Source organism: Collimonas sp. GW821-FHT02H07 (assembly GCF_059421505.1).
In genome coordinates this window covers 1-21,392 of the sequence record NZ_JBWKVC010000006.1, presented here as the reverse complement: position 1 = coordinate 21,392, position 21,392 = coordinate 1, and the positions used below count along the sequence as shown (strand labels likewise).

The following is a 21,392-nucleotide window of genomic DNA, read 5'->3' as shown; positions in this document are numbered from 1 at the left end:
GTTGAAAGGGCTGGAAGTGAGTGAGGTATTGAAAAGCCAATTAGAGTATAGCGGCAGACTCGATGCAGAATACTATAGACCTTCATTTTTAAAAAATGAGGGATTGTTGCGACTTAAAAATAGTAAGCCCTTATCAAATTTCACGAGTTTCTTGATTGGTCCATTTGGGTCAGCATTTACAGTAGATAACTACACGTCAGATAAAACGTACCGATACATACGGGGAAAAGACGTTAAACAAATGTACTTGATGGACAACGATAATGTCTATTTGCCGAAAACTGATTTTGAGCGATTGTCAAAATATGCCCTTCAGAAGAACGATATTTTAGTTTCAGTGGTTGGAACATTGGGTAACGCAGCGTTAGTCGAGGAGGAAGATATTCCAGCAATATTTAGCTGTAAAAGCACGGTGTTACGCATACAGACTATAAGTCCACAATATCTTCTCGCCTACTTAAACTCAAAGTATGGCCGCTCACTTTTACTGCGTAAAGAGCGCGGGGCTATTCAAAAGGGACTAAATTTAAATGATTTAAAAACCCTTGATGTTTTTGTTGGAAGCAAAGAGTTACAAGAGGCTATTGAACGGCTTTATTTAAAACATACTATAAGTAGAAATGGCTCAAAATTAGCATATATCCAAGCTGAAACCTTGCTACTCGATACGCTGAGCATGGCAGCCTCCTCGCTCAGCACGGAAGCTATCAACATCAAATCGTTTAAAGATTCTTTCGCCGCCACAGGGCGCTTGGATGCAGAGTACTACCAGCCGAAGTATGAACAGATAGTTAACAAGATTGCAGCCCAATCTCATGCGAAGCTTACCAACCTAGTTAAAATCGAAAAATCTATTGAGCCGGGATCGGATGCCTACGGCGAAGATGAGGAAGGTTTGCCGTTTTTGCGAGTTGCTGACTACAGCAAATATGGCGTAAGCAAGCCGCAAAAATGCTTGAGTTTTTCTTTTGTTGCTGAAAATTATGCCCAGCTAGATGCGCTGAAACCTAAGAAGAACACGATTTTATTTTCAAAAGATGGCAGCGTGGGAGAGGCTTATTGTTTGCGTGAAGACGCGAACTTCATTACCTCTGGTGCGGTGCTTCATCTTACTGTGCGGGACAAGACCAAGGTTTTACCTGAATATTTAACTCTTGCGCTTAATTCAATGCTAGTAAAAATGCAGGCCGACCGTGACGCGGGCGGTTCTATTATTCTTCATTGGCGAATCGCTGAAATTGAAAATGTGGTTGTGCCATTAGTGGATATGCCTACACAAGAAAAAATTGCGGCTATGGTTCAAGAAAGTTTTTCACTCAAAGCTGAAAGCGAGCGTTTGCTGAACGTTGCCAAACGCGCCGTAGAAATTGCTATCGAACAAAATGAAAATGCTAGCATGGAGTACATTGAAGAAAAATCATAGATTATGAGGCTAAGTCTTACAATAACATGTATCAATCACGCAGGATCGAAGTCCAAGACTACGAGAGTGGTTTAATACCACTGCCATATCTACAGACATGGCAGTGCTCACTTATCTTGTATCAAATTATCCTTATCTGATGTAAGCGAGTTCGTTCTTTAAGTCTATGAATGATTTAGTTCGCTGCCGTTCAAATAAAAATCGGTTTCTTCATAATAATTGGAGCTCACACGTTTCACAATATAGGGTGCGGAGACCGACATGCTAACGTCAAAATCAATCGTGAGATCGACGAGTTATTTTCCGTCAATCACAACGACCTTACAGATTTCAGAGTCAGGTCTTGTAATGAGATATAACATCATTTCACTATTCTCTTCATCACTCATTACGTAATTTTGGATCCACCCAATCATCAAATGTGCTATTGCAAGTTCTAATTTTCTTACTCTATTTTGTGCAAGTACAAATATCCGCGGCTTAGCAAGAAAGAAACTGTACAGAAGTCTACTGTTGTAGGCTGAGATTGTGTGAAAAATAGTAAAAACGACTAAACAGGAACTCATATGAGCGACATTAAGCTCTTTCGTCTGGAAAATGGTAAAGCCAAGGAGTTCCAAGGGGATACTTCTGGCCTCGAAAAACCATTGCAAATCATGATAGAGAACAATCTTGAACCTTTGCTTGGTATTCGCTTCCTGGCGACCGAGTATTCGACCGGTAAAACTCACGCTGGGCGCATCGATACGCTTGGCCTGGATGAGAACCACTGTCCGGTAATTCTTGAATACAAAAGGTCAAGCTCAGAGAATGTGATTAACCAGGGCTTGTTCTACCTGGATTGGTTGATGGATCACCAAGCCGAGTTCAAGTTACTTGTCATGGATAAACTCGGAAAGCAGGTAGCAGATCTTATCGATTGGAGCGCTCCACGCTTGATCTGCATTGCATCCGATTTCACAAAGTATGACGGGCATGCAGTGCAGCAGATTAATCGTCAGATCGAATTGGTGCGTTATCGTTTGTTTGGTTCGGAGCTTCTACTGCTTGAGTCCGCCAATACACCAGTCTCGACGCGTACGACGGCGGGCTCGGATCGACTGGTGACCGCAACCGCTGTTAGAGCACGCAGTTCTGATAAGCATGTAGCAGAGTCGCTACAGGAGCTATCTAGTGAAATGGCTGAGCTCTTGGCTTCGGTGGAAGATTACGTGCTGTCGCTTGGTGACGACGTCCAGCGCAAAGAGCTGAAGCTTTACCTCGCATTCACACGGCTGAAAAATTTTGCCACCATAGTGATCCAAAAGAACCGATTTTTACTGTTCCTTCACCTGGATCCTGATCGGCTAGGTACTTTGCCTGAAAATGCTCGGAACGTACGGGAGACAGGGCATTGGGGTACAGGAGACATCGAGTTGAGTATTACTAATTCTCGCGAATTCGATCAGGCAAAGCCGCTGATTCAAATGGCTTATGACGGAAGATCGTCATAATGGCATAGATATTTCCGGTTACCGGATCATCAAAAATGGCATGATTATGAAGGTGTGTTCGATATCCAGGGATTTCAACCTTGCACGATGGTAGGCCAAACGCACATTTATCGAAGCTTTTGTCCCTTGCATGTGAAGCGGTCGAAACTATACATGTGCGCACCAGAATTCTCTCGACACCGCCCAATTAGTCGATTCGAGAATTCTTTATGACCATCTATAACCGCCGGGGTACATGGCAAGTATTTGTTCAGAATAGAATTAAACCTACTTGCGACAAATTATGCGAGGTACGACGCTAAGCTCCTTACATGCAGCAACAAAATAAGAGAGTAGCCAGAGGAGTTGCAGTATGTGCGGTTTTACTTTTTTCCCATCTTTTAAATTTGTAAGTTGCTTAACAATTTCAGTCGCCGATAGGAATGAGCAACATAGAACAGTCTCTCTACGCAACAAGTTATCACTGAGTATTTGTACAACGCTATCCTCGATCTGGGCTATTGACGCACCTACAGGAGCGCGGCGTACTAATGGGATACCCGTGCCATGATACATTCTGTTGTAACCTGAAATCTTGCGGCCCATCGCAGTGGGCATACACAGTAGATTCCCCATGTTCTTCAGTGCTTGCCCAACTACCTCATGCAAGCTTGATGCGCCCGTGGTCAACTCCCCGTGTTTGGAATGAATAAAGGAAAGCGTTTTGGTTGCAGAGTCTATTGCAATGTGGTCTGCCCATTCATCCCCCAGGTCGTCGCAAAAAATGTATGCAGCGTGCTGATATTGATCTTCGACGATGGAGAATATGGAGGAGGCTGGAAAACTATTCAGGGTGGCCTTATCCGGGTGCGGGTGATCTCTAGATATATTGATCTTCTCTCTGTCGGCATGGCCGAGTGCATCTAATCCGCTAATAGCAGCAATGACCGACTGAACTTCTCCAACTATCCCTGAGTCACGATAGATGCCTCCACTCATGTACACATGATCTGGAGAATCGAAGTAAATTGAAAATAAATCTTTGCTGTTGATGTAACTGGAGAGCGTAATATCCTTCTTGCCGTCGAATAGGCTGAAATTTCTGAAGGCATTCAACTCTACTTTTAGCTTATTGTCTCCAACTACAACTCCGCCCAAGGAGAACTGATTACTATTAATTGTCGCGTTACGTGACAACTGTTCGACTGCAGATTCCGCCATTTGGGATGTCGCCACCGGCCGAGTGAGCTTCCTTTCCCCTTTTTTCCTGAATTTGCGCCGCCACACCAACCCCTCTTCCTCAATTTTTCGTTGTAACCCCAAAGTGTCGAATACTACTAGGCTTGGTACTAGCAGCGGAATTGCAGTTGCAAATTCTATAGGCTCGGCAAACCGCGAAAGGAAAGTTGACCTGAGGTTTGCATCCAATAAAGCACGAATTTTGAAAAACCAAGCGCCAACTTTGTCTATATCAACAGCCTGCCCGTATGTAGTAATCCGAGAGACATTGGCAGTGACGGAAATCATTGCTCCGTTGTCATTTGCCTTCAAACTGCGCGGGATAGTCTTGCCGCTTCCGAATTGAGGCATCTCGTTTTGAAGTGAATTACCCTCGTATGCTCGCCCTGTTAGCCCACTTTGTGCTGGATTGATTATCTTTGAGACGATTTTCAGGATGTTTGCGCCGTTAGTAAGAACGCTCGTAACTTGGCTGTAGGGTACAAGCACGTAGTCCCGGAATAGCGGGTCTACGTCCGTAGTGCCAAGATGGCGGAGCTGCATGGCGGCATATCCAGCAGACTCGATCAAAATCACGTACGCGAGAACTCGCTCTTGCAACCTCCCATTTGCAAAGGTCGGAGAACGTACAGTCTCACCCAGTAGAAAGGAAACCGAGCCATAACTCGGTGGTACGGTTCCTAGCGATAATCGGTGTCGCACAATGATGGCAGCAGCGTTCTCTAGGTCAGAACGAATCTGAATTTCTTTCAGTAGTTTGCGCAAAGTTTTCGCTTTCAAGCGCTTACGTTGTCGCAAAAATACAAAGCTTCTCGTGAAGCTAAAGTCTGCTAGGTTCATTCGTCGCATGTACTTCCCCCTACAGTATCTGTGGGCTTTGATTCTCACAGTCGCATGCTGCGTGCCTCGGAGAGCACCTATGTCGGCCTTAGTCGGCGGCTGATCATCTCTATCGCAAACGGCGGTTCAGCTTCGTTTCCGTGTTCTCCAGAGATGTATCCTTCTCATACGTTTTTTGCTATCTGCCTGAGCAGCTCGGACGCTACGAAAGGCGAGGAAATACGGACCACTGAACTCACTTCCGGAAGGTCGGGGTTAGATCTTGCAATGACACATAACACTCTGTGTTTTTTAGGAAAAGATCGTCATAGCACGCTCAATGTCTGCATAGCTTTTTGCATTTTTTCAATAAACAAGGTTTGCTCTCCGTGAGTCATGATTAATTCATGCGTTGCGCGAGTCATCGCAACATAGACTAAGCGCGCCTCGTCATGAAGATCATCATCTTTGATAGCTTCGGCGCCGAGAGCCGGGATACAGACCATCGGAAATTCAAGTCCTTTACTGCTGTGCATAGTGACGATCTTGACGCTGTTGTCCGCAGGGTTGTAAGAATGCTTTTTATCCATCTGCGATTCAAATGGAATGCTTCTCTGCTTCAGACTGTCTGCAAGCGTGCTGCCAGTAGCATAGTGTCTGCAGATAATCGCAATATCATTCCAGGCAGTACCTGTCTTGTTAGCCTCAAGTAGTCTTTCGGCGAGATAGTCCGCTTCGTCTTTCAAAGTCGGGAATTTGACCAGCAGCGGTTTGGGGCCTCTACGCCCAGTGCTCATCGGAAGAAGAGTTGGCGCCTGATCGTCTTCAGCATCGTTTTGCGATAGTAGATCATCGGCAAATGCACGTGCCACCGATAAAATCTCCGCCGTATTTCTATAGTTCAGTTTAAGAATGGTAGTGCGCCCCTGCGCTTGCACACCAACGCTGGAGAACGAAAACCGCAGCTTCTTCTTGCCGCCATAAATCGACTGCGCATCGTCGTACAGCACCAACAGCGAGTTGGAGTCTGGATGAATCATCTGCACCACCAGCTTGAACCACTCAGGCTTGAAATCGTGCCCTTCGTCGATCAATACGGCGTCATATTGCGCGGACGGAATGAGCTTGTTGTCGACGGCATGAATGACCTTCTCAACGCAAGCCTCGAAGAAATTGTTTCTGTTGAAATCTTGAGGCGGCATTCCGACGTTGTAGGTTTTTAATTGGCGTGCGCACCAAGCGTGGAAATTGACGACGTTAACTTTATCTTGCAACCCTTTGGCTTCAATCATGCTGCCAAGTTTTGTCGCCAGAGTCTTGTTATAGCAAAGCACGAGAATCGGACGCTGGCATAGCTTGGCAAGGTGTTCCGCGCGATAGCCCAATATCAGCGTCTTCCCTGATCCGGCGACGCCATGAATGACGCGATGACCTTCGCCAAGGCTGCGGGCCAACTGCTCCTGCTGTAAATCCATGACCTGCAACAAGTCAGGAATTTCAGTTATCTTTTGTCCGGCATCCTCAAACATGTCTTGCTGCGCCGGGATGCGGATTTCTGGAAACATGTGCCAGCGAATGCGGTCAAGCTGCGGCACGGACAAAAGGCGGGTGAATTTGAGCGGGAACATATCCCACAGGCGTTTTTGAAACGATTCGGCGTCGACGTTTTCCAGCATCTCGTCTTGGCAAATGACCAGATGCGGTGGAATCACTTCGCCGATGTCGGTGCCGTCGAATTGTTTGCGGCTGATATTGGTCAGCACTACGCCATGTCCGTAGGGGAAGGCTGGCTTGCCCTTTTGCGATCCACTCGGAAAGATCAGTTGCGGATCGCGCTCAAGCCGATTGGTGACGGCGAACATGTAATCGCGCGCCTGCCTTAACGGATTCAATACATGCTTGGTGCCCTGGTCGGTGAGGATGCAGGTGGTTTGTTTGTCGATGCTTTGAATGGTGTCGAGTTTCCAGTCTTTGACTTCGAGCACCAGCAAGCCGCGGCTGGGATGGACGATGACAAAATCCGGGTGTTTGGTCTTCTCGCCGATGGAAACGTCATACCAGCATAGATAGTCGGCCTCCAGTTTTTCCTCCAGCCGACGCGCAAAGCGCCTTTCGCCTGGAGTCATTCTGGAAGAACAGGAGCCTATTGCGGGGATAAGTGTCGCCATATAAACGTTTCCTTTTGGTAACGTCTATATTACTCGTGTTATTGCAGCATTAACACGTTGAATAAATATTATTTAAGCAAGGGAGATTGACTTGTGTCGCTAAGCGGTTCGTACGTCTGGATGGATCATCTGCACCATCGCTTGGACCATGTCCGCAGACAAAGCAGCTAGCATCCAACACCATATAAAAGATCGCTGCTACCTACTATTTGCTGCTCCGCTCTCTCGGCCAAGATTTGGCCGGAATTTGAGGCTTCGGATTATGACGACTTGAGATGTTCGGAGTGGTTGAAAGGACAGAACTGGCACGATTTGTAACGTCAAAGCCCGCTAAAAAGCTCCGTCACCGTGACCCCCAATGCCATAGCCAAAGCCTCTATCGCAGACAAAGAAGGGTTGCGCACGCCTCTTTCAATACCGCTGATATACGTGCGGTCAAAGCCACACATGTCGGCAAATCCCTCCTGAGAAAGACCCTGCTCTTTTCTCAGTTCTCGTACTCGTTCACCGAAGCGTATTGACAAAGATTTCACATAAGCATTAACACATTTTGTGGACTAATCGAACACGGACTAATCGTCACATGCAATAATGTAGACAAATCGTCACATATGAGTGTCCAGCACTATGTAGAGCTGATGGTCAAACACAACTCTTTAGTTATGGAACAAGAATCAAAATAAGCAAGACCTTGGCAGTGATTGCATTAATGGTCGCGCCTACCGCGACCTGAACACACAAAGCGATAAGGAGTATGGAATGCCGCTATTTGCCTTACCTGATCCTCAGGACCTCGCCGACGTCATTGCCGATCGCCTGGATGTGTTGTGCGACGTGCCTCTTCCGGTAGAGACCCGGGCGCAGGTGATCGACAACTGCATCGCACCGGCGACGCTAATGATCCAAGCTGGTGAAATGATGTGCGCCGCCGGCGAGTTGGAGCAGATGGTCTTCGTCAACCTGGTCGGTGCGCTGGCGGCGCAGGCGAAGACCTCGAAATGGTTGAGCTGCGAAATCCGCCAAGACCTCCCGACGGCCAGTCATGCCGCACAAGATGCTGCCGTTGACATTGAAGAATTTGGGGGCAAGTCTTGCAATGACATATTATGCAGTCGGCGTAGTCATTGAATGCGATATTGCAAGATTTGACCCCGATCTTTCGCGTGACCCTGTCGGCGATGCGGCTGGTGGTGACGCGCTTCGTCGCTTCGTCGACGGTCGCCAAGACACTGGTCACCGATAGCAACGCCGACTACCTGGCGACGTCGGTCGGAGGCTTATTCATCCAGATGCAGATTGCGCTTTTTAAGGGAGGCTAATGTATGCGATGGGGGATCTGCTATTTTCTGTTCTAATCTATTGATTTATATGTATTTTCGGTATAAATTGAAATAATACTAAAATATACCGAAAGGCCTTCCATGCAGGAATTGCCAGACGACGCAACTCGCCAGTACATCGACGCAGCCGCCACTTTTACAGCATACGAGGAAGCGCTGGCAGAGGCTGCCAAAGTCCGAGGCGGCATGTACTGGCATAAAGGCCCTCCATCTGCTCCTGAGGAAACCTATCTGGTGCGTACCAGTGCTTCCGGCAGCGAAAAAAGCCTTGGCCCACGGTCGCTGGAGACTGAGGCTATTTACACCAGCTTCCGACAGCGGAAAGAGTTGGCCGAACAACGACGCGATGGCTTGAAAGCCTCACTCGACAAACATAAGAGGATGAATCGCGCCCTCAGAGTCGGACGCGTTGCGCCGCTCGTGATCGATATCCTGAATCGCTTGGCAGCTACCGATCTGGGCGGGCACTTTCGTGTGGTCGGAACTCACGCGTTGTATGCTTATGAATCGGCTGCCGGTGTGTCTTTCGAGAATGACGCTGTCGCCACGCGCGACATCGACCTGCTATGGGACGTTCGCAAGAGGGTCGCGTTTGCTACCGCCTTGCGCCGTGTCGACAGCTCAATGCTGGGTGTGCTTCGCAAAGTTGACCCAACTTTCCGCGTTCGGAATTCGCAGAAATATACCGCCGTCAATAAGGATGGATTCGAGGTCGACATTATCCGGCGTGAGCAAGTTGCCGATGACCCTCATCCCGTCCGGCTAAGTGACGACGAAGAAGACTTCTGGGCGGCTCAAGCGCCGCGCGCCCAGGAACTGCTTGATTCGCCTCAATTTTCGGCTGTTATAGTTGCCACTAACGGCGATATGGCTCGCATGAACACGCTTGATCCGATGGCGTTTGTCCGCTTCAAGCGGTGGATGAGTGCCCTACCCGAGCGAGACCCGCTCAAACGCAGGCGAGACGCCCTTCAAGCCGACGTTGTCGAAGAGCTTGTGCGAGAGTATCTGCCGAATTTGGGCAGGAACTGAATCGCACGAAGCATGCGTTTGCTCAATAAGGTGTAGGGCGGGTACGCCTTTGTGCCCACGCGCACCCTCGGTCATGCGAGAAGCGCATACGGAGGCGGAATGCATACAAGATGTTGGGCAGTGATGGCAAAGTCATTTTCCATATACGTCAACACCCACATGTATAAAAAAGCGACTTTTCTATACATATTCAAATTGATATGCATAGAAAGCGGCTTTTTAAATGCACATCACAGATGGTGATAATCAACCTCCCGCGCATAACGCATCGGCGCCAATCCCACATGCCGGGTAAACGCAACGCTGAACGCGCTTGCAGAACCATACCCAACCCGCTCAGCCACCTCTGCAACGCCCCCCTCTTTCCGCCGCAACAGATCCTTGGCCATCGCCATGCGCCAGGCCAGCAGGTAGGCCATCGGCGCGATGCCCACCGCACGGCTGAAGCGCTCGAAGAACGCTGAGCGCGACAGCGCCGCCTCTTTCGCCAGCTGCGCCACCGTCCAGGGCCGGGTCATGTTTTCGTGCATGCACCGTATCGCCACCGCGAGGCGTTCGTCGGCAAGCCCGCGCAACAGGCCGGGCGAGGCTGCCGTTCCCGCTGCGGAGCGCAGCGCTTCGATGAGCAGCACTTCCAGCAGGCGCGCCACGATGACGTCACGCGCGGGCCGCTGCGCGCGGGATTCGTCTCCTACCAGTTGCACGAGTGTCGCCAGTCTCTTCTCGCCGCGCACGTGCAATAGTTGCGGCAGCAGCGACACCAGCAACGCTGCGTCCGGCGAGCCGAAGACGCAGTAGCCGATCAGCATCTGCGCATCTGGCGGCCCGCTTTGCGCGCCGAGCCTGAACTCGCCGTGGGGCAGCATGATGGGTGCGCTATTGCAGTCCTCCGCTACCGGTGCGAGGCTGGACATGGTGAAGCCATACGCGGCGGGGATCAGGACAAAGTCGCCCTGCTGCAGGCTGATCGGCTCTTGGCCGTCGGCTGCGAGGCGGCAGGCGCCGTCGAGGATGACGCCGTAGAACGGTTGCCCGGCTTCCGAGCGGCGCACACGCCAAGGGCCGGCGCAGCTGACGACTTTCGAGAAGCGGGCTTGCGGTTGCAGCAGTGTGACGACTTCTGCGAGGGGATCGACCATGAATGGACTCCTGCTAATGAAACCTGGACTTCTGATTGTAGTACGTCCGGTTACGGTGGGCTACAGTCTTCATACACCTAACCACTTGCAGGAGTCCCCATGAAAACCGTCCTCATCACCGGATGCTCATCCGGTTTCGGCCTCGAAACCGCCCAATATTTCCTCGACCGCGATTGGCAGGTCGTCGCCACCATGCGCACCCCGCGCGAGGACCTTCTGCCGCGCTCCGAGCGTTTACGCGTGATCGCCCTCGACGTCACCGATGCCGACAGCATCCGCCGGGCCGTGGCAGAAGCCGGGCCTATCGATGTCCTGGTCAACAACGCCGGGATCGGCATGCTGGGCGCACTCGAAGGCACGTCGATGGAAATCGCGCGCGACGTCTTCGAGACCAACACCCTCGGCACGATGGCGATGATCCAGGCGGTGCTGCCGCAGTTCAGGCAACGCCAGGCTGGCGTCATCGTCAACGTCACCTCGAGCGTGACATTGAGGTCGCTGCCCCTGCTGTCCGTGTACACCGCGAGCAAGGCAGCCATCAACGCCTTCACCGAGTCGCTGGCGCTGGAACTCAAGCAATTCAATGTGCGGGTGAGCCTGGTGCTGCCGGGACGGGCGCCAGAGACCCGCTTCGGCGAAAACGCCAAGCCTCGGATAGAGAGAGGCATTCCCGAGGCCTACGCCGGCTTGGCAAAGAGCGTGTTCGCGGGATGGGGGCAGTCGTCTGCGGTGACTCGGGCGCAGGATGTGGCGGAAGCGGTGTGGCGAGCGGCGAATGATCCGTCGAGCCCGGTTCGTATTGCTGCTGGGGCGGATGCTGTGGCGCTGGCTGAGTCGTGCTGACCCTAGAGGCCCAGCCTGAACCGGGGTACGGCGAGTTTCAAAATATTTAGTGCTTGTTTCGGAACTCGCCTTCAAGCCCCTTGCAATTATCTTGCCGGCATTTGTACCAAGCTACGTCACGAAAGGAACACTCACCATTTAAATTGTCTTTTGTAAATTCACAATCTATGAAATCGCATTCGACAAATTTGGATCCTGAGAATGCAGTACCGCGAAATTTGCAACCCTCGAACTTGACCTGCACAAGGATCGCCATGTTAAAGATCCCCCAATACCAATCGCAATTTTCAAATGTGCAACCGACAAAAATCGAGTCAATGCTACCGCCCTCGCTATCTATGTGAGCGAAGTCGCAGTAGCGAAAGGCGCAATCTTCCCAACTGGCGGGTTTTGTTAAACGGGATTCAAATCTTTCTGCCTCAAACAACATATTGGCGTGACATTCAAGTGTAAAAGTGGATTGAGTGCGGTTTTGCATTGTTGACATCGTATCAGCAGATTGCGCCATTGCATGATCATCCACAGCGTCTATTTTTGCGTGCCTCACCGCGACAGTGCGCGGCTACGTATCACCTTCAAAGCGCGATTGCAGGCAATTCCCGCCTGAGGCTCTGAGGCAGGCACCCGCGAAGACTTCCCGTACGGCCAAATATAAAAGCTGTATAATTCCAATGGATAGTAATATTTTTTGGCATTAAACCATGGAAATACAATGGATTTCTCCCTGTTGCTTCCAAGTGAGATTTGCACCGAGTTAGGCGCCCGCGCCCGAGCCCGCCGTGTGCGGATGAACATCAGTGTTGAGGAACTGGCGCAACGCATAGGCGTGTCTGACCAGACCGTCAGCAACTTCGAACGTACCGGAAAATGTACGCTAGCCACTTTTGTGCGCATACTTGAATCGCTCAATGCGACGCCGGACCTGAACAACATCCTTGTTCCAGAAACCCGCAGCATAGAAGAAATGCGCGCAAAATCTGCGGCGATTTCTCGCCAGCGCGCTTACCGCAAAGCGAGAAGCACGCCATGAAAGAGCTCAAAGTGATGTACCAGGCGCGTGGCGAATCGCATTGGCTGGGCACATTGGCGGACGACGGCCGCGACGTCCTGTTCCAATATTCGCCAGATGCGCTTGCGCGTGGTTTCGAACCGTCCCCGCTTCGCTTACCCTTGCGTCCCAACGCGTATCCAGACAAGCAAACAGACTACCTGCAACTATTGCGCGTACCCGGGCTGGTCTATGACTCCCTGCCCGATAGCTGGGGTTTCCGCCTGATGAATCGCCGGCTGGCGGCCAAGGGTATCGATGCAGATAAAATTTCCGTCCTGGACCGCCTGGCCTACCTCGGTGAAAACACTATGGGTGCGCTGACCTATGAGCCTGCCAGCGAGAGCCTGGCTGACAGCAAGGATATGGTGCTGATCGATCTGGCAAAAGAAATACAAACTCTGCTGATCGATGACAGCCACGAGGTGCTGGATGAATTGGCCAGGGCTGGGGGTTCGCCCGGCGGCGCGAGGCCAAAAGCCGTGGTCAGCTACAACCCGGACAGCGGGCAGATGAGTACCCAAGAGGGGTTGGTAAGCGAAGGTCAGGCCTGGCTGATTAAATTCCCTGCAAAGGAAGACTCGAGCGATAGCTGTGCGCTGGAAGAACTGTATGCGCGCATGGCGCGTCAATGCGGACTGGGCATGGGCTCGACGCAATTTTTTGAATTACCCGATGGCGCCACTGCATTTGGCACCAGGCGCTTTGACCGCGCACAAGGTCAGCGTGTCCATACACATTCACTGGCAGGGATGCTGCACGTGAATTTTCAGATTCCGTCGCTCGGCTACGGAGAATTCATGCGCGCAACGCGTCGCCTCACCCGCGACGCCAGGGAACTGAAAAAAGCCTTGCAACGCTGCATTTTCAACGTGCTGATGAACAATCGGGACGATCACGCCAAGAATCTGGCATTTCTGCTGAACGCGCACCAGGAGTGGGAACTGGCTCCGCCGTTTGACTTGACCTATTGCCCTGGTTATCAAGGTGAACATTTTATGGATGTGGCCGGTGAAGGAAAAAACCCCACACGAGCTCATGTGCTGAAGGTGGCGCAGATCGGCGGGATGAACGAAAAAGATGCCGAAGATACGATTGACGAGATACTGGATCTGGTTACGGATGCGGCTCTCAAAGCCGGCGCGAGCGAGTTGCCTGTTTTGAAGAAAACCATGGTTGAAGTGACCAAGGTCATTGATGCCAATCGTTCGCGACTGGCAATGCCATAGATGCAATCTACCTGTCTATTTCTTGCCCCTCACGGTAACTTGGCGCGCACCGCGTCCAACCATGTTGGCGGCTTCCAATTGATGAACTTGTGTGGATGGAATTGGCCGCGCTACGCTTGTGCAAAGTCGTTGTTCGACGGCGCCATGCGTTTCGACCAGGCCGCTCTTGACGCATGACGCAGCCAGCCATCGAGAGCAACGCCATTTGACGCTCCCCAGTCACTCAGCAATCTCGTCATAGCCTCGCCCAAGAAATTGAACGAAGCAAAAACCATTGCCAAAGGGATCTGCCATGAGCGCGAGCCGGCCCCACTTGTGTGTGGCAATGGGCTCTTCAAGGCGCGCTCCGGCTGAGACGGCCCTGCTAACCGCGGATTCGATTTCTTCAACGACAAAATCGAGATGGACTGGCGTCCAATGGCGGTCGTAGGCACGGCGCTGAGCAGTTGTGCTCGCCGCTTGCGTCCCTTCCGCTTTGACCAGGAGGTAGATCGGCGCGGAGCTCCCCAGCATTTCCACGCCGCCGGCGCCGAAGCGTCGGCCGACTTTCAATCCGAACGACGTTCCATAGAAGCGAATTGCCTTCTCAAGGTCGTCAACGTCGAGGTTTACGAGAAGTTCCATGGCCTCTGCCCCTGTCGCTCAACAGTTATGCAAATCCGGTGTGGAGAAATAGATGCCAACAGATGACACATGTTGCCACAAAAAACATCGGCGCCACGTCGAGTTTGCCGGCGTATGCCCGATTGGCGCAGGCGGATGGCGGGCACTGCTTCATGGCAGCTTGCCGCAAAATTGATCCGGGCGGCGTAATATGAAGCTTCCAGCAGGACGAAGCGTGGCAGAGATGAAATCGATACTTTGGAACGTGATAGCAATCGCCTTGATCGTTGCGGCGACAGCGGGTTCTTACGTTCAATATCAATGCGGGGCAATCCGCAACGACATCCCATCCGAACATTGGAGCAGGCCGGATTGACAACGAACCGCAGGTCGGCGTTGTCATCGGATGCAAGCCGGGCGCGGTTGAGGGAGATGACGTCAGCGTCGCCCATGAGGCCGGGAGCGTATATGTTTGAAGCGAGACGTTTCAAGAATCGCACGGAAGCCGGGGCGCGCCTGGCGCAGCAACTGGGCGCTTATTCCGGACATCCGGATGCGATTGTGCTGGCGCTGCCGCGCGGTGGCGTTCCTGTCGGTTTTGCAATTGCCAAGGCATTGGAAATCCCGCTGGATGTCCTGCTCGTGCGCAAGCTCGGCGTCCCCGGAAACGAAGAGTGTGCGATGGGGGCCGTTGCCAGCGGCGGCCTGTGCGTAATGCAGCCCGACATACTGCAGCATTTTGATATCTCGGCGGAGGTAGTCGAAGCAACGGTGCAGCGCAAACTCCAGGAATTGGCTGAGCGTGAAAAGCTGTATCGAGCCAGCCGTCCCGCCCTGCAATTGGCAGGCCGGGTCGCCATCATCGTTGACGACGGCCTGGCGACCGGCTCGACCATGCTTGCCGCCCTCAACGCGGCGCGCCAGGCCAAAGCGGCGCGCCTTGTCGTCGCCGTTCCCGTCGCCGCGTCGGAAGGAATGCGGCAGATTGAATCACAGGCCGACGAAGCCGTTTTTCTGATGAATCCCGAGCCCTTTTATGCGGTCGGCGTGTGGTATGACGACTTCCGTCAAACCGGTGATGATGAGGTAATAGGGCTACTCGACAAAGCCGCAAAGTTGCAGGCACAACGCGAATTACGTGGCCGTGCCCGGCACATTTAGACTGTCGAATGCGTAGCCGGTGCAAGTTTGAAATCGTAAATTGGTGCGCCAGGCGGTCCCGCCCACGATCAGCGCCACCGGCGCCGCGATCGCCTCAATCCCCCAAGTCCACCGTAGCCGCCAATTCCACCCCTTCCGGCGCCTCATACAGCGCAATCACCCAGGCCCGCGCCGGATCGCCGGCAACCTGGTTGAGCACCTTCACGACAAAATTGATAGACGCCTTGTCCAGCCCGGCAAACGCATCATCCAGCAAATTGACCGCAGCGCCGGCGGCGAACGCAGCCGTCAGCCACACCTTGCGCTTGCTGCCGGTAGATAGCATGTAGAGCTTCTTGTCCAGGTGCGGCGTCAGCGACAGCCCTTCCGTTAGCGCCGGCAGCTGCGCATCGTCAAATCCGGGATACGCGGCATGCAAGGACGCAAAATAGTCGCGCGCCGTCATCTGGTCGAACGCCTCAGAACGCGGATCCACCCAGAATACCTGCCGCCGATAGGCCTCCGGCTGTTCATCCAGACGCGCGCCGCCGATTTCCAGACGGCCGCCCTGCGCCGCCAGATCGCCAGCCAGCAACCGCAGCAAACTGCTCTTGCCCCGCCCATCGCCGCCGCGCACCAGCGTGACGCCGGCGGGGATGGCGGCTGACCAGTTGCTGAACAGCTCCTGGCCGGGGTAATGGAAAGTCAGGTTGGTGGCTTGCAGGATGGCTGGTTGATCTTGTTTCATGGCGCGGGTTTGCGGATTCACGGGGCTGTTATCTGCTAGCCGACGGACGCATGGGCACTACCGATCAGCTTGCAACCGCACTCTGTCAGGCAATCCTGCACAGCCACAGGAATGCCGCCGACTGTAAAGGTAGGATGCGCGGTGACGATTTTATTGATGCCGTGCGGCCGGCCATCGGGGTAATGCTGCGGACAGTTAACCTCATCGCCAAGGCGCGCGATTGGTTTGCCGCCGATGTCGTGTGTAGGCGAGCCGCTGATGACTTTACCGCCGTGGTCGGTATCATCGCCGACAGTAATAATTGTGAGGGACATGGTTATAAGGCCGGTTTAGCGGCGTTGAGTAAATCAATCTTGTTGCCGTTCCAGTGAGGCAGTTTAGCAGGTGGAAGCGGCAAGATTTTGTCCAGATTGGGAAAACGCAGATCGGGATTATCGCGCAGTGCTTGGCCAAATACCCGATACCGGCGTTCGCGGTCATGGTCAATGAATGGGGCTGCGTAATCTAAGGGCCCGCTTTCAAACGCGATTTCGAGAGCATCCGCAGAGTCCTGATCTCCAAATTTTACCCCTTCTTGATAGTAGGCTAGAGCATGGAATTTACCTACGCTAGATTTCTGCCGTTCATATTCCAAGCCAAGTTTTCTTGCTGCTGCGCCCTGACCTTGAGAAAGCGCACACTCAAGCATCTGCAGGCCAATTTTTTTGTTGGCCCACCAGCCATTTTTGGGACTGTCGTACGAGGCAAGCAATTGCCCTCCTAAAAGGGTTTGTGCTCCTGGCGCTCCCATATCGGCAGCTTTTTGCCAAAATGCATAGGCGACAGTGGCATTGGGTTTCAGGCTACCTGCGCCCCGCATGTGATAGCTGCCCATATTGTCCCAAGCTTGCGGCACCCCCCAAGCCATCGCCTCTTCTGTCAGTTGTAGCATCTTTTCTGGATCAGAAGGCACACCCTTTCCGCTCAAATAGAGTCCGGCTAGATTGTTTTGCGCTTTCCAATGTTTACGCTCTGCCGCTTTAGCCCATAGCACTGCAGCGGTTTTGTAATCCTTGTCTTCCTCATACTTGTCTTCACTGGTCAAGGCCATGCCTTGCTCAAACCACTGATCGGCCTCAGGGTCGATGGGCGGGACAACGGCAGCTTGCTGAATACACGTGAACGAAGCGCGATGCGGTTGGAACAACGGCAGAGAGGTATAGCGCAATTTGCTGGAGGTGATATGCCGACTGTCGTAGAAAAATTTTGTGACGAAGACTATCAGGACAGCTACGAGCAACAGCATGCCGAGGCGTATGTACCACGGTTTGCGGGAGAAAAAATGCAGGAATTTTTTCTTCATTAACACGTCAGTCCTGCACCATTGTTTGTATCGATGGACGAAAAAACAAAGTTGCCCTGCTCGACATTTCGATGTTTTCTCAATGGATCGCTTATAGCCATCGCTAGATTATTTTCCGGCACTCAACGCTTGTTCTGGCAGAGTTGGACGGACTTCTTTGGCAGCATCGAGCAAATGATTTTCGTCGCCATCCCAATATGGCAATTTCTCTGGGGGTAGCGGCAGCACTTTGTCGAGATTGGGGAAGCGCAGGTCCGGATTGTCGCGCAGCGCTTTTCCAAATACTTGATAACGAAGTTTGCGATTAAGGTCAACAAATGGAGCCGCGTCACGCAGCGGGCCGTTTTTAAACGCAATCTCGAGGGCATCAGCACTGTCTTGATTGCCGAATTTCACTCCATCTTGATAGTAATTTAGAGCGCGGAGCTTACTCTCAGGTGTTTTTTGCATTTCATAGTCAATACCAAGCTCATAAGCGGCATTTCCGTCGCCTTGAGCTAAAGCACATTCCAGCATTTCCAGTCCAATTTTATGGTTACCCCAAAAGCCGCTTTTTGGATCGTCGTATGTACCGAGTAATTGCTTACCCAAACGTGCCTGCGCTCCAGGAGCTCCCATCTCGGCAGCTTTCTGCCAAAAGGCATAAGCTGCGGTCGCATCAGGCTTCAAGTTACCCAAGCCTTGCATGTGGTAACTTCCCATGTTGTCCCAAGCTTGTGGCACTCCCCAAGCCATTGCTTCTTCTGTCAGTTGCAGCACTTTTTCTGGGTCTGAGGGCACACCCTTCCCGCGTAAGTAAAGTCCGGCAAGGTTATTTTGTGCTTTCCAATGTTTGCGCTCGGCCGCTTTAGCCCAAAGTACAGCAGCAGTTTTGTAGTCCTTGTTTTCCTCAAATTTATCTTCGCTAGTCAAGGCCATGCCTTGCTCAAACCATTGATCCGCTTCGGGATCAATGGGAGGAACCACTGCTGCCTGTTGGATACAGGTAAATTCGGTGCGATGGGGATTGAATAACGGAAGTTGGCTATAGCGTAATTGGCTGGACATAATATGACGATGTTTGTAAGTGAATTGGGTGACGCCGATTAACAGGGCGGCAGCAATTAATAACAAGCCGAGACGGATATACCAAGGCTTGCGGGACAGTGAACGCAGAAAAGCTTTCTTCATTAACGAACCCGCATGGCGCTGCCGCCTGCATCAAGGAACGGTAAAATAAAGCTACTTTGCTCGAAAGGTTGGCCCTTGCTTTTTCCGTTAAGATTATTATTCATACGTTTTTTCCAATCTTTATGCGTATCGGCGATCTCATCACGTGTTCCGCCGCCGCCGCTTAAATCGCCACCCGCCAAATTACCCCAAACGCGCGCACGAGCATTGCTGGTAAAACCGGGATCTTCGGTAATCAGATTTAATTCACTATCCCCCGCCATCGAACGCGGGCTTAGATTGGCGCTGCCCAAGGTGGTGAAAGTATCATCGATCAGCATTAATTTGCTATGAATATAAATTTCACGATAACGTTCTTCGGAACTCTTGCTCTTGCTGGAACCATTGTCATCGAAGCTTTGCAACATGGCGACCAGCACCTCTATACCAAGCTGCTGGAGTTCCCTGCGAATCGTCTTGATGTCGGATAGGTGCTGGTTTTCCACAATATCTTGTGGGCCAGGGTTAGGTATCACTCCTACGTCGCCATCATAGTAATTTCCACTTGGCGGCGGGGTGTTAATTACTTTGGTAGCACGTTCCGCCCCCGCTTGGTAAGTCGGAAACTGATCTCCCGCCCCGAGCTCGGCAACGGTGGAGTAGGTACGCGGAACCATGCCACGGTCCTCCGGATTGGGGATGACAATAAATACGTATAAAGGTGGAATGTCCTTTTTTACGACTTTGCCATTCAGGTAGCCGGTCTGGTTGGCTTTACGAATCTGCTTGATTCCCTGCGCCCACTCAGGCAGGAAGAAATACTGATTCTCCGCGTAGATGTATTGGATCGCATTGGAAAGCGCCAGCTGATAGCTTTCCCAGATGGTGGCGTCCTGTTCCTGCGGCTGAGTGCGCACAATCTGGCAGCGGTGCCCGGCAGTGCAGGAACTGCTTAAGCTGGCAGCACTGACTTTCGCGCGGGAGCCTAGCAAAGCTCCACTTGCCAATGGTTTTCCCAGTTCCGTTTTTACGTTATCCCATGCCTTGGAAAAATTCTGGTTCAGACTATAGAGGGCTTCACCCTGGACGCGTATTGCGTAGTCGCGATACGGTTTGCGGATGACGCTGCCGGCGCGGTCCTGCAGATAGTCGGCCTCGCGGCAATGGTCGTTGAAAATATGGGAAGAGCTGTCCCAGTAGTCGGTAATCGAATTGAGGCCCATGACATAGCCGACGGCGCGGCTTGGGTCGGGATGCTCATAGTCGATCAGTACCGGCTTCTGGTGGTGGGTCGCCACTTGCTCTGTCAATAATTTTTCAAGCAAGGTGGAAGGCATGTCGGGGAAGTTTTTCGCCAGGCTGTGCCGTGCATCGCTCGATGGCACCGAGCGGGTGCGTATTTCAATATTCGGATAGTCGCCGTATCGGATGCCTTTCCACCAGGCGATGCAATGATCCAGCCGTTGTTTTTCAATTCCATCCGGCGTGTGCCAGAGGCTTGGACTGATATAGCCAACCATGTTTCCTTGCTTTGCCGAACCGACAAGGTCTTTCCAGATCAGCAGGCGTATCTTGACGCCCTGCTTGCTCTTGCGAGCCAGAAGGTCGCCAAAGGTCTCGCCGCGCTGCCCCCATTTGCCGGGCTTGCGCACCAGTTCCATGGCCGGATCGAAACCCCAGCACACGAGATCGACGCTATGACTGGCTTTATCAATATCGCTGGCAATGCTGCCGAATCCTTCCTTGCCGCACATGAAAAACTGCAAGGCATTGTTGTTGTGGATCGGATGTGTATCGCTGCGATTTTCTAAAAACCATTGCATTGATCCTTGCGGCGCGCGCTGGTCGGTGCTGGCCGGTATGTGTTCATCCCTGCGAATGGATTTGAGATTTTTTTGAATGTCGTAACTCATCATGCTTCTCCATCTTGATCGCCGGCCTGGGCGCCGCGGCGGGCTTGATCTAATCTTCCCTTGTCGCCCAGACCGTCGGTGCGCAGGCCTTTGTAAGCGAGTTCCTGATCGTTTTTGACCTTGTCTGCGCTATCGAATTGTTCCAGGGTCGGCACCTTGAACACGCTGCCATTTGGCAGCTTGACGTCGTAGTGATCGCCTGGCTTGATGTCCTTGATGTTTACGCGCCCCCATGCGTCGGCCACATTTTTTTCTACCTCTGCGCCGTTCTTGTAGAGGGTGTAAGGATGGTTGGCGTACATCGAGGTGGCGGACGCCGGCACGTGCGACAGGCTGAACACCATATTGTCTTTGAGCGGTGGCGGCGGTTCCGGTAATTTCGGCAGCGGCTTATTGGCTGGTCCGGGCAGGCTATGCGTAGCAGCATGCGCTACATAGCTACCGTTTGTTCCATGTTCGATTCCCGCCGCATTGTATTTGACGTAGCTGCCGCCGCCATTGATCACGACTTCTTCCTTGGCGATGATGCTGATGCGGTTGGCGGTTTGCGTGATGTTCAGTTTGGCCAGCACGTTGATGCTGTCCTTCAGGGCCTGCATGTCGATGTCGCCCTCTCCTGAAACCATCTTCATGCCGGCTTTTTGCACGAACAGCCGGAAGGTCCGGCGGATGCTGGCGAACAGGCTGTCGCCGCTGGCAATCGACAAGCTCTTGCCGGTCGTGATGGCCGTGTTCTGGTCACTGG

The 21,392-nt window shown here is 52.3% G+C and carries 22 protein-coding genes; 9 read left to right on the top strand and 13 right to left on the bottom strand.

Translation table 11 applies throughout. The annotated features are described in order from the left end of the window. Position 1: 1 nt before the first annotated feature. Positions 2 to 1,423, top strand: coding sequence for a restriction endonuclease subunit S (locus AC07V8_RS11130; RefSeq protein WP_494678473.1), 1,422 nt, complete (start codon positions 2 to 4; stop codon positions 1,421 to 1,423). Positions 1,424 to 1,989: 566 nt separating this feature from the next. Continuing rightward, positions 1,990 to 2,916, top strand: coding sequence for a DUF5655 domain-containing protein (locus tag AC07V8_RS11125; protein WP_494678474.1), 927 nt, complete (start codon positions 1,990 to 1,992; stop codon positions 2,914 to 2,916). A 267-nt stretch (positions 2,917 to 3,183) separates the two neighbouring features. On the opposite strand, the gene AC07V8_RS11120 is transcribed toward AC07V8_RS11125, so the two are convergent. The 3 genes from AC07V8_RS11120 to AC07V8_RS11110 all read right to left on the bottom strand — a co-directional run bounded on the left by AC07V8_RS11120 (position 3,184) and on the right by AC07V8_RS11110 (position 7,654). Then, complete coding sequence (locus AC07V8_RS11120) at positions 3,184 to 4,974, bottom strand: hypothetical protein (protein ID WP_494678475.1); 1,791 nt, start codon at positions 4,972 to 4,974, stop codon at positions 3,184 to 3,186. Between the two features lie 305 nt (positions 4,975 to 5,279). Further along, positions 5,280 to 7,121 carry a 3'-5' exonuclease gene (locus AC07V8_RS11115; protein WP_494678476.1) on the bottom strand — a complete coding sequence of 614 codons (1,842 nt, stop codon included), beginning with the start codon at positions 7,119 to 7,121 and terminating at the stop codon, positions 5,280 to 5,282. A 320-nt stretch (positions 7,122 to 7,441) separates the two neighbouring features. After that, positions 7,442 to 7,654, bottom strand: coding sequence for a helix-turn-helix domain-containing protein (locus AC07V8_RS11110; RefSeq protein WP_494678477.1), 213 nt, complete (start codon positions 7,652 to 7,654; stop codon positions 7,442 to 7,444). A 226-nt stretch (positions 7,655 to 7,880) separates the two neighbouring features. Between AC07V8_RS11110 and AC07V8_RS11105 the strand changes: the two genes are divergently transcribed. The 3 genes from AC07V8_RS11105 to AC07V8_RS11095 all read left to right on the top strand — a co-directional run bounded on the left by AC07V8_RS11105 (position 7,881) and on the right by AC07V8_RS11095 (position 9,493). Beyond that, positions 7,881 to 8,249: a hypothetical protein gene (locus tag AC07V8_RS11105; RefSeq protein ID WP_494678478.1), complete on the top strand. Its 369-nt coding sequence runs from the start codon at positions 7,881 to 7,883 to the stop codon at positions 8,247 to 8,249. 8 nt (positions 8,250 to 8,257) lie between these two features. Then, entirely contained in the window at positions 8,258 to 8,440 is a 183-nt protein-coding gene (locus AC07V8_RS11100) for a hypothetical protein (protein ID WP_494678479.1), read from the top strand. Between the two features lie 102 nt (positions 8,441 to 8,542). Further along, the gene (locus tag AC07V8_RS11095) at positions 8,543 to 9,493 is read left to right on the top strand and encodes a GSU2403 family nucleotidyltransferase fold protein (protein WP_494678480.1); all 951 of its coding nucleotides are present in this window, start codon (positions 8,543 to 8,545) and stop codon (positions 9,491 to 9,493) included. 230 nt (positions 9,494 to 9,723) lie between these two features. Here AC07V8_RS11095 and AC07V8_RS11090 read toward each other — a convergent pair whose 3' ends face one another. Beyond that, entirely contained in the window at positions 9,724 to 10,632 is a 909-nt protein-coding gene (locus AC07V8_RS11090; RefSeq protein ID WP_494678481.1) for an AraC family transcriptional regulator, read from the bottom strand. 99 nt (positions 10,633 to 10,731) lie between these two features. On the opposite strand from AC07V8_RS11090, the gene AC07V8_RS11085 reads away from it, so the two are divergent. Continuing rightward, on the top strand, positions 10,732 to 11,475 hold the full coding sequence (locus AC07V8_RS11085; protein WP_494678482.1) for an SDR family oxidoreductase: 744 nt from the start codon (positions 10,732 to 10,734) through the stop codon (positions 11,473 to 11,475). A 46-nt stretch (positions 11,476 to 11,521) separates the two neighbouring features. Here the strand turns inward: AC07V8_RS11085 and AC07V8_RS11080 are convergent, their stop codons facing one another. Beyond that, the gene (locus tag AC07V8_RS11080; protein ID WP_494678483.1) at positions 11,522 to 11,983 is read right to left on the bottom strand and encodes a pentapeptide repeat-containing protein; all 462 of its coding nucleotides are present in this window, start codon (positions 11,981 to 11,983) and stop codon (positions 11,522 to 11,524) included. 204 nt (positions 11,984 to 12,187) lie between these two features. Between AC07V8_RS11080 and AC07V8_RS11075 the strand changes: the two genes are divergently transcribed. Continuing rightward, the gene (locus tag AC07V8_RS11075) at positions 12,188 to 12,505 is read left to right on the top strand and encodes a helix-turn-helix domain-containing protein (RefSeq protein WP_494678484.1); all 318 of its coding nucleotides are present in this window, start codon (positions 12,188 to 12,190) and stop codon (positions 12,503 to 12,505) included. Next, complete coding sequence (locus AC07V8_RS11070) at positions 12,502 to 13,752, top strand: type II toxin-antitoxin system HipA family toxin (protein ID WP_494678485.1); 1,251 nt, start codon at positions 12,502 to 12,504, stop codon at positions 13,750 to 13,752. The genes AC07V8_RS11075 and AC07V8_RS11070 overlap by 4 nt, the downstream gene beginning before the upstream one ends. A gap of 219 nt (positions 13,753 to 13,971) precedes the next feature. Here the strand turns inward: AC07V8_RS11070 and AC07V8_RS11065 are convergent, their stop codons facing one another. Both AC07V8_RS11065 and AC07V8_RS11060 read right to left on the bottom strand, forming a co-directional pair. Continuing rightward, positions 13,972 to 14,376 (bottom strand): VOC family protein, encoded by a 405-nt coding sequence (locus tag AC07V8_RS11065; protein WP_494678486.1) that lies wholly within the window; start codon positions 14,374 to 14,376, stop codon positions 13,972 to 13,974. Then, complete coding sequence (locus AC07V8_RS11060; RefSeq protein WP_494678487.1) at positions 14,361 to 14,807, bottom strand: hypothetical protein; 447 nt, start codon at positions 14,805 to 14,807, stop codon at positions 14,361 to 14,363. Before AC07V8_RS11060 ends, AC07V8_RS11065 begins: the two co-directional genes overlap by 16 nt. A gap of 16 nt (positions 14,808 to 14,823) precedes the next feature. Here AC07V8_RS11060 and AC07V8_RS11055 point away from each other — a divergent pair, with 16 nt between their 5' ends. Then, positions 14,824 to 15,516 carry a phosphoribosyltransferase gene (locus AC07V8_RS11055; RefSeq protein ID WP_494678488.1) on the top strand — a complete coding sequence of 231 codons (693 nt, stop codon included), beginning with the start codon at positions 14,824 to 14,826 and terminating at the stop codon, positions 15,514 to 15,516. A gap of 94 nt (positions 15,517 to 15,610) precedes the next feature. On the opposite strand, the gene AC07V8_RS11050 is transcribed toward AC07V8_RS11055, so the two are convergent. From AC07V8_RS11050 to AC07V8_RS11025, 6 genes are all read right to left on the bottom strand, one after another. Further along, positions 15,611 to 16,243 (bottom strand): ABC transporter ATP-binding protein, encoded by a 633-nt coding sequence (locus AC07V8_RS11050; RefSeq protein WP_494678489.1) that lies wholly within the window; start codon positions 16,241 to 16,243, stop codon positions 15,611 to 15,613. 35 nt (positions 16,244 to 16,278) lie between these two features. Then, positions 16,279 to 16,557 carry a PAAR domain-containing protein gene (locus AC07V8_RS11045; RefSeq protein ID WP_494678490.1) on the bottom strand — a complete coding sequence of 93 codons (279 nt, stop codon included), beginning with the start codon at positions 16,555 to 16,557 and terminating at the stop codon, positions 16,279 to 16,281. Between the two features lie 2 nt (positions 16,558 to 16,559). Further along, positions 16,560 to 17,585, bottom strand: a complete 1,026-nt coding sequence (locus AC07V8_RS11040) for an SEL1-like repeat protein (RefSeq protein ID WP_494678491.1) — start codon at positions 17,583 to 17,585, stop codon at positions 16,560 to 16,562. Between the two features lie 108 nt (positions 17,586 to 17,693). Continuing rightward, the gene (locus tag AC07V8_RS11035; RefSeq protein WP_494678492.1) at positions 17,694 to 18,755 is read right to left on the bottom strand and encodes an SEL1-like repeat protein; all 1,062 of its coding nucleotides are present in this window, start codon (positions 18,753 to 18,755) and stop codon (positions 17,694 to 17,696) included. Then, on the bottom strand, positions 18,755 to 20,650 hold the full coding sequence (locus tag AC07V8_RS11030) for a phospholipase D-like domain-containing protein (protein ID WP_494678493.1): 1,896 nt from the start codon (positions 20,648 to 20,650) through the stop codon (positions 18,755 to 18,757). The genes AC07V8_RS11035 and AC07V8_RS11030 overlap by 1 nt, the downstream gene beginning before the upstream one ends. Beyond that, on the bottom strand, positions 20,647 to 21,392 hold a 746-nt coding region (locus AC07V8_RS11025), incomplete at its 5' end, for a DUF2345 domain-containing protein (RefSeq protein WP_494678494.1). The genes AC07V8_RS11030 and AC07V8_RS11025, both read right to left, overlap by 4 nt.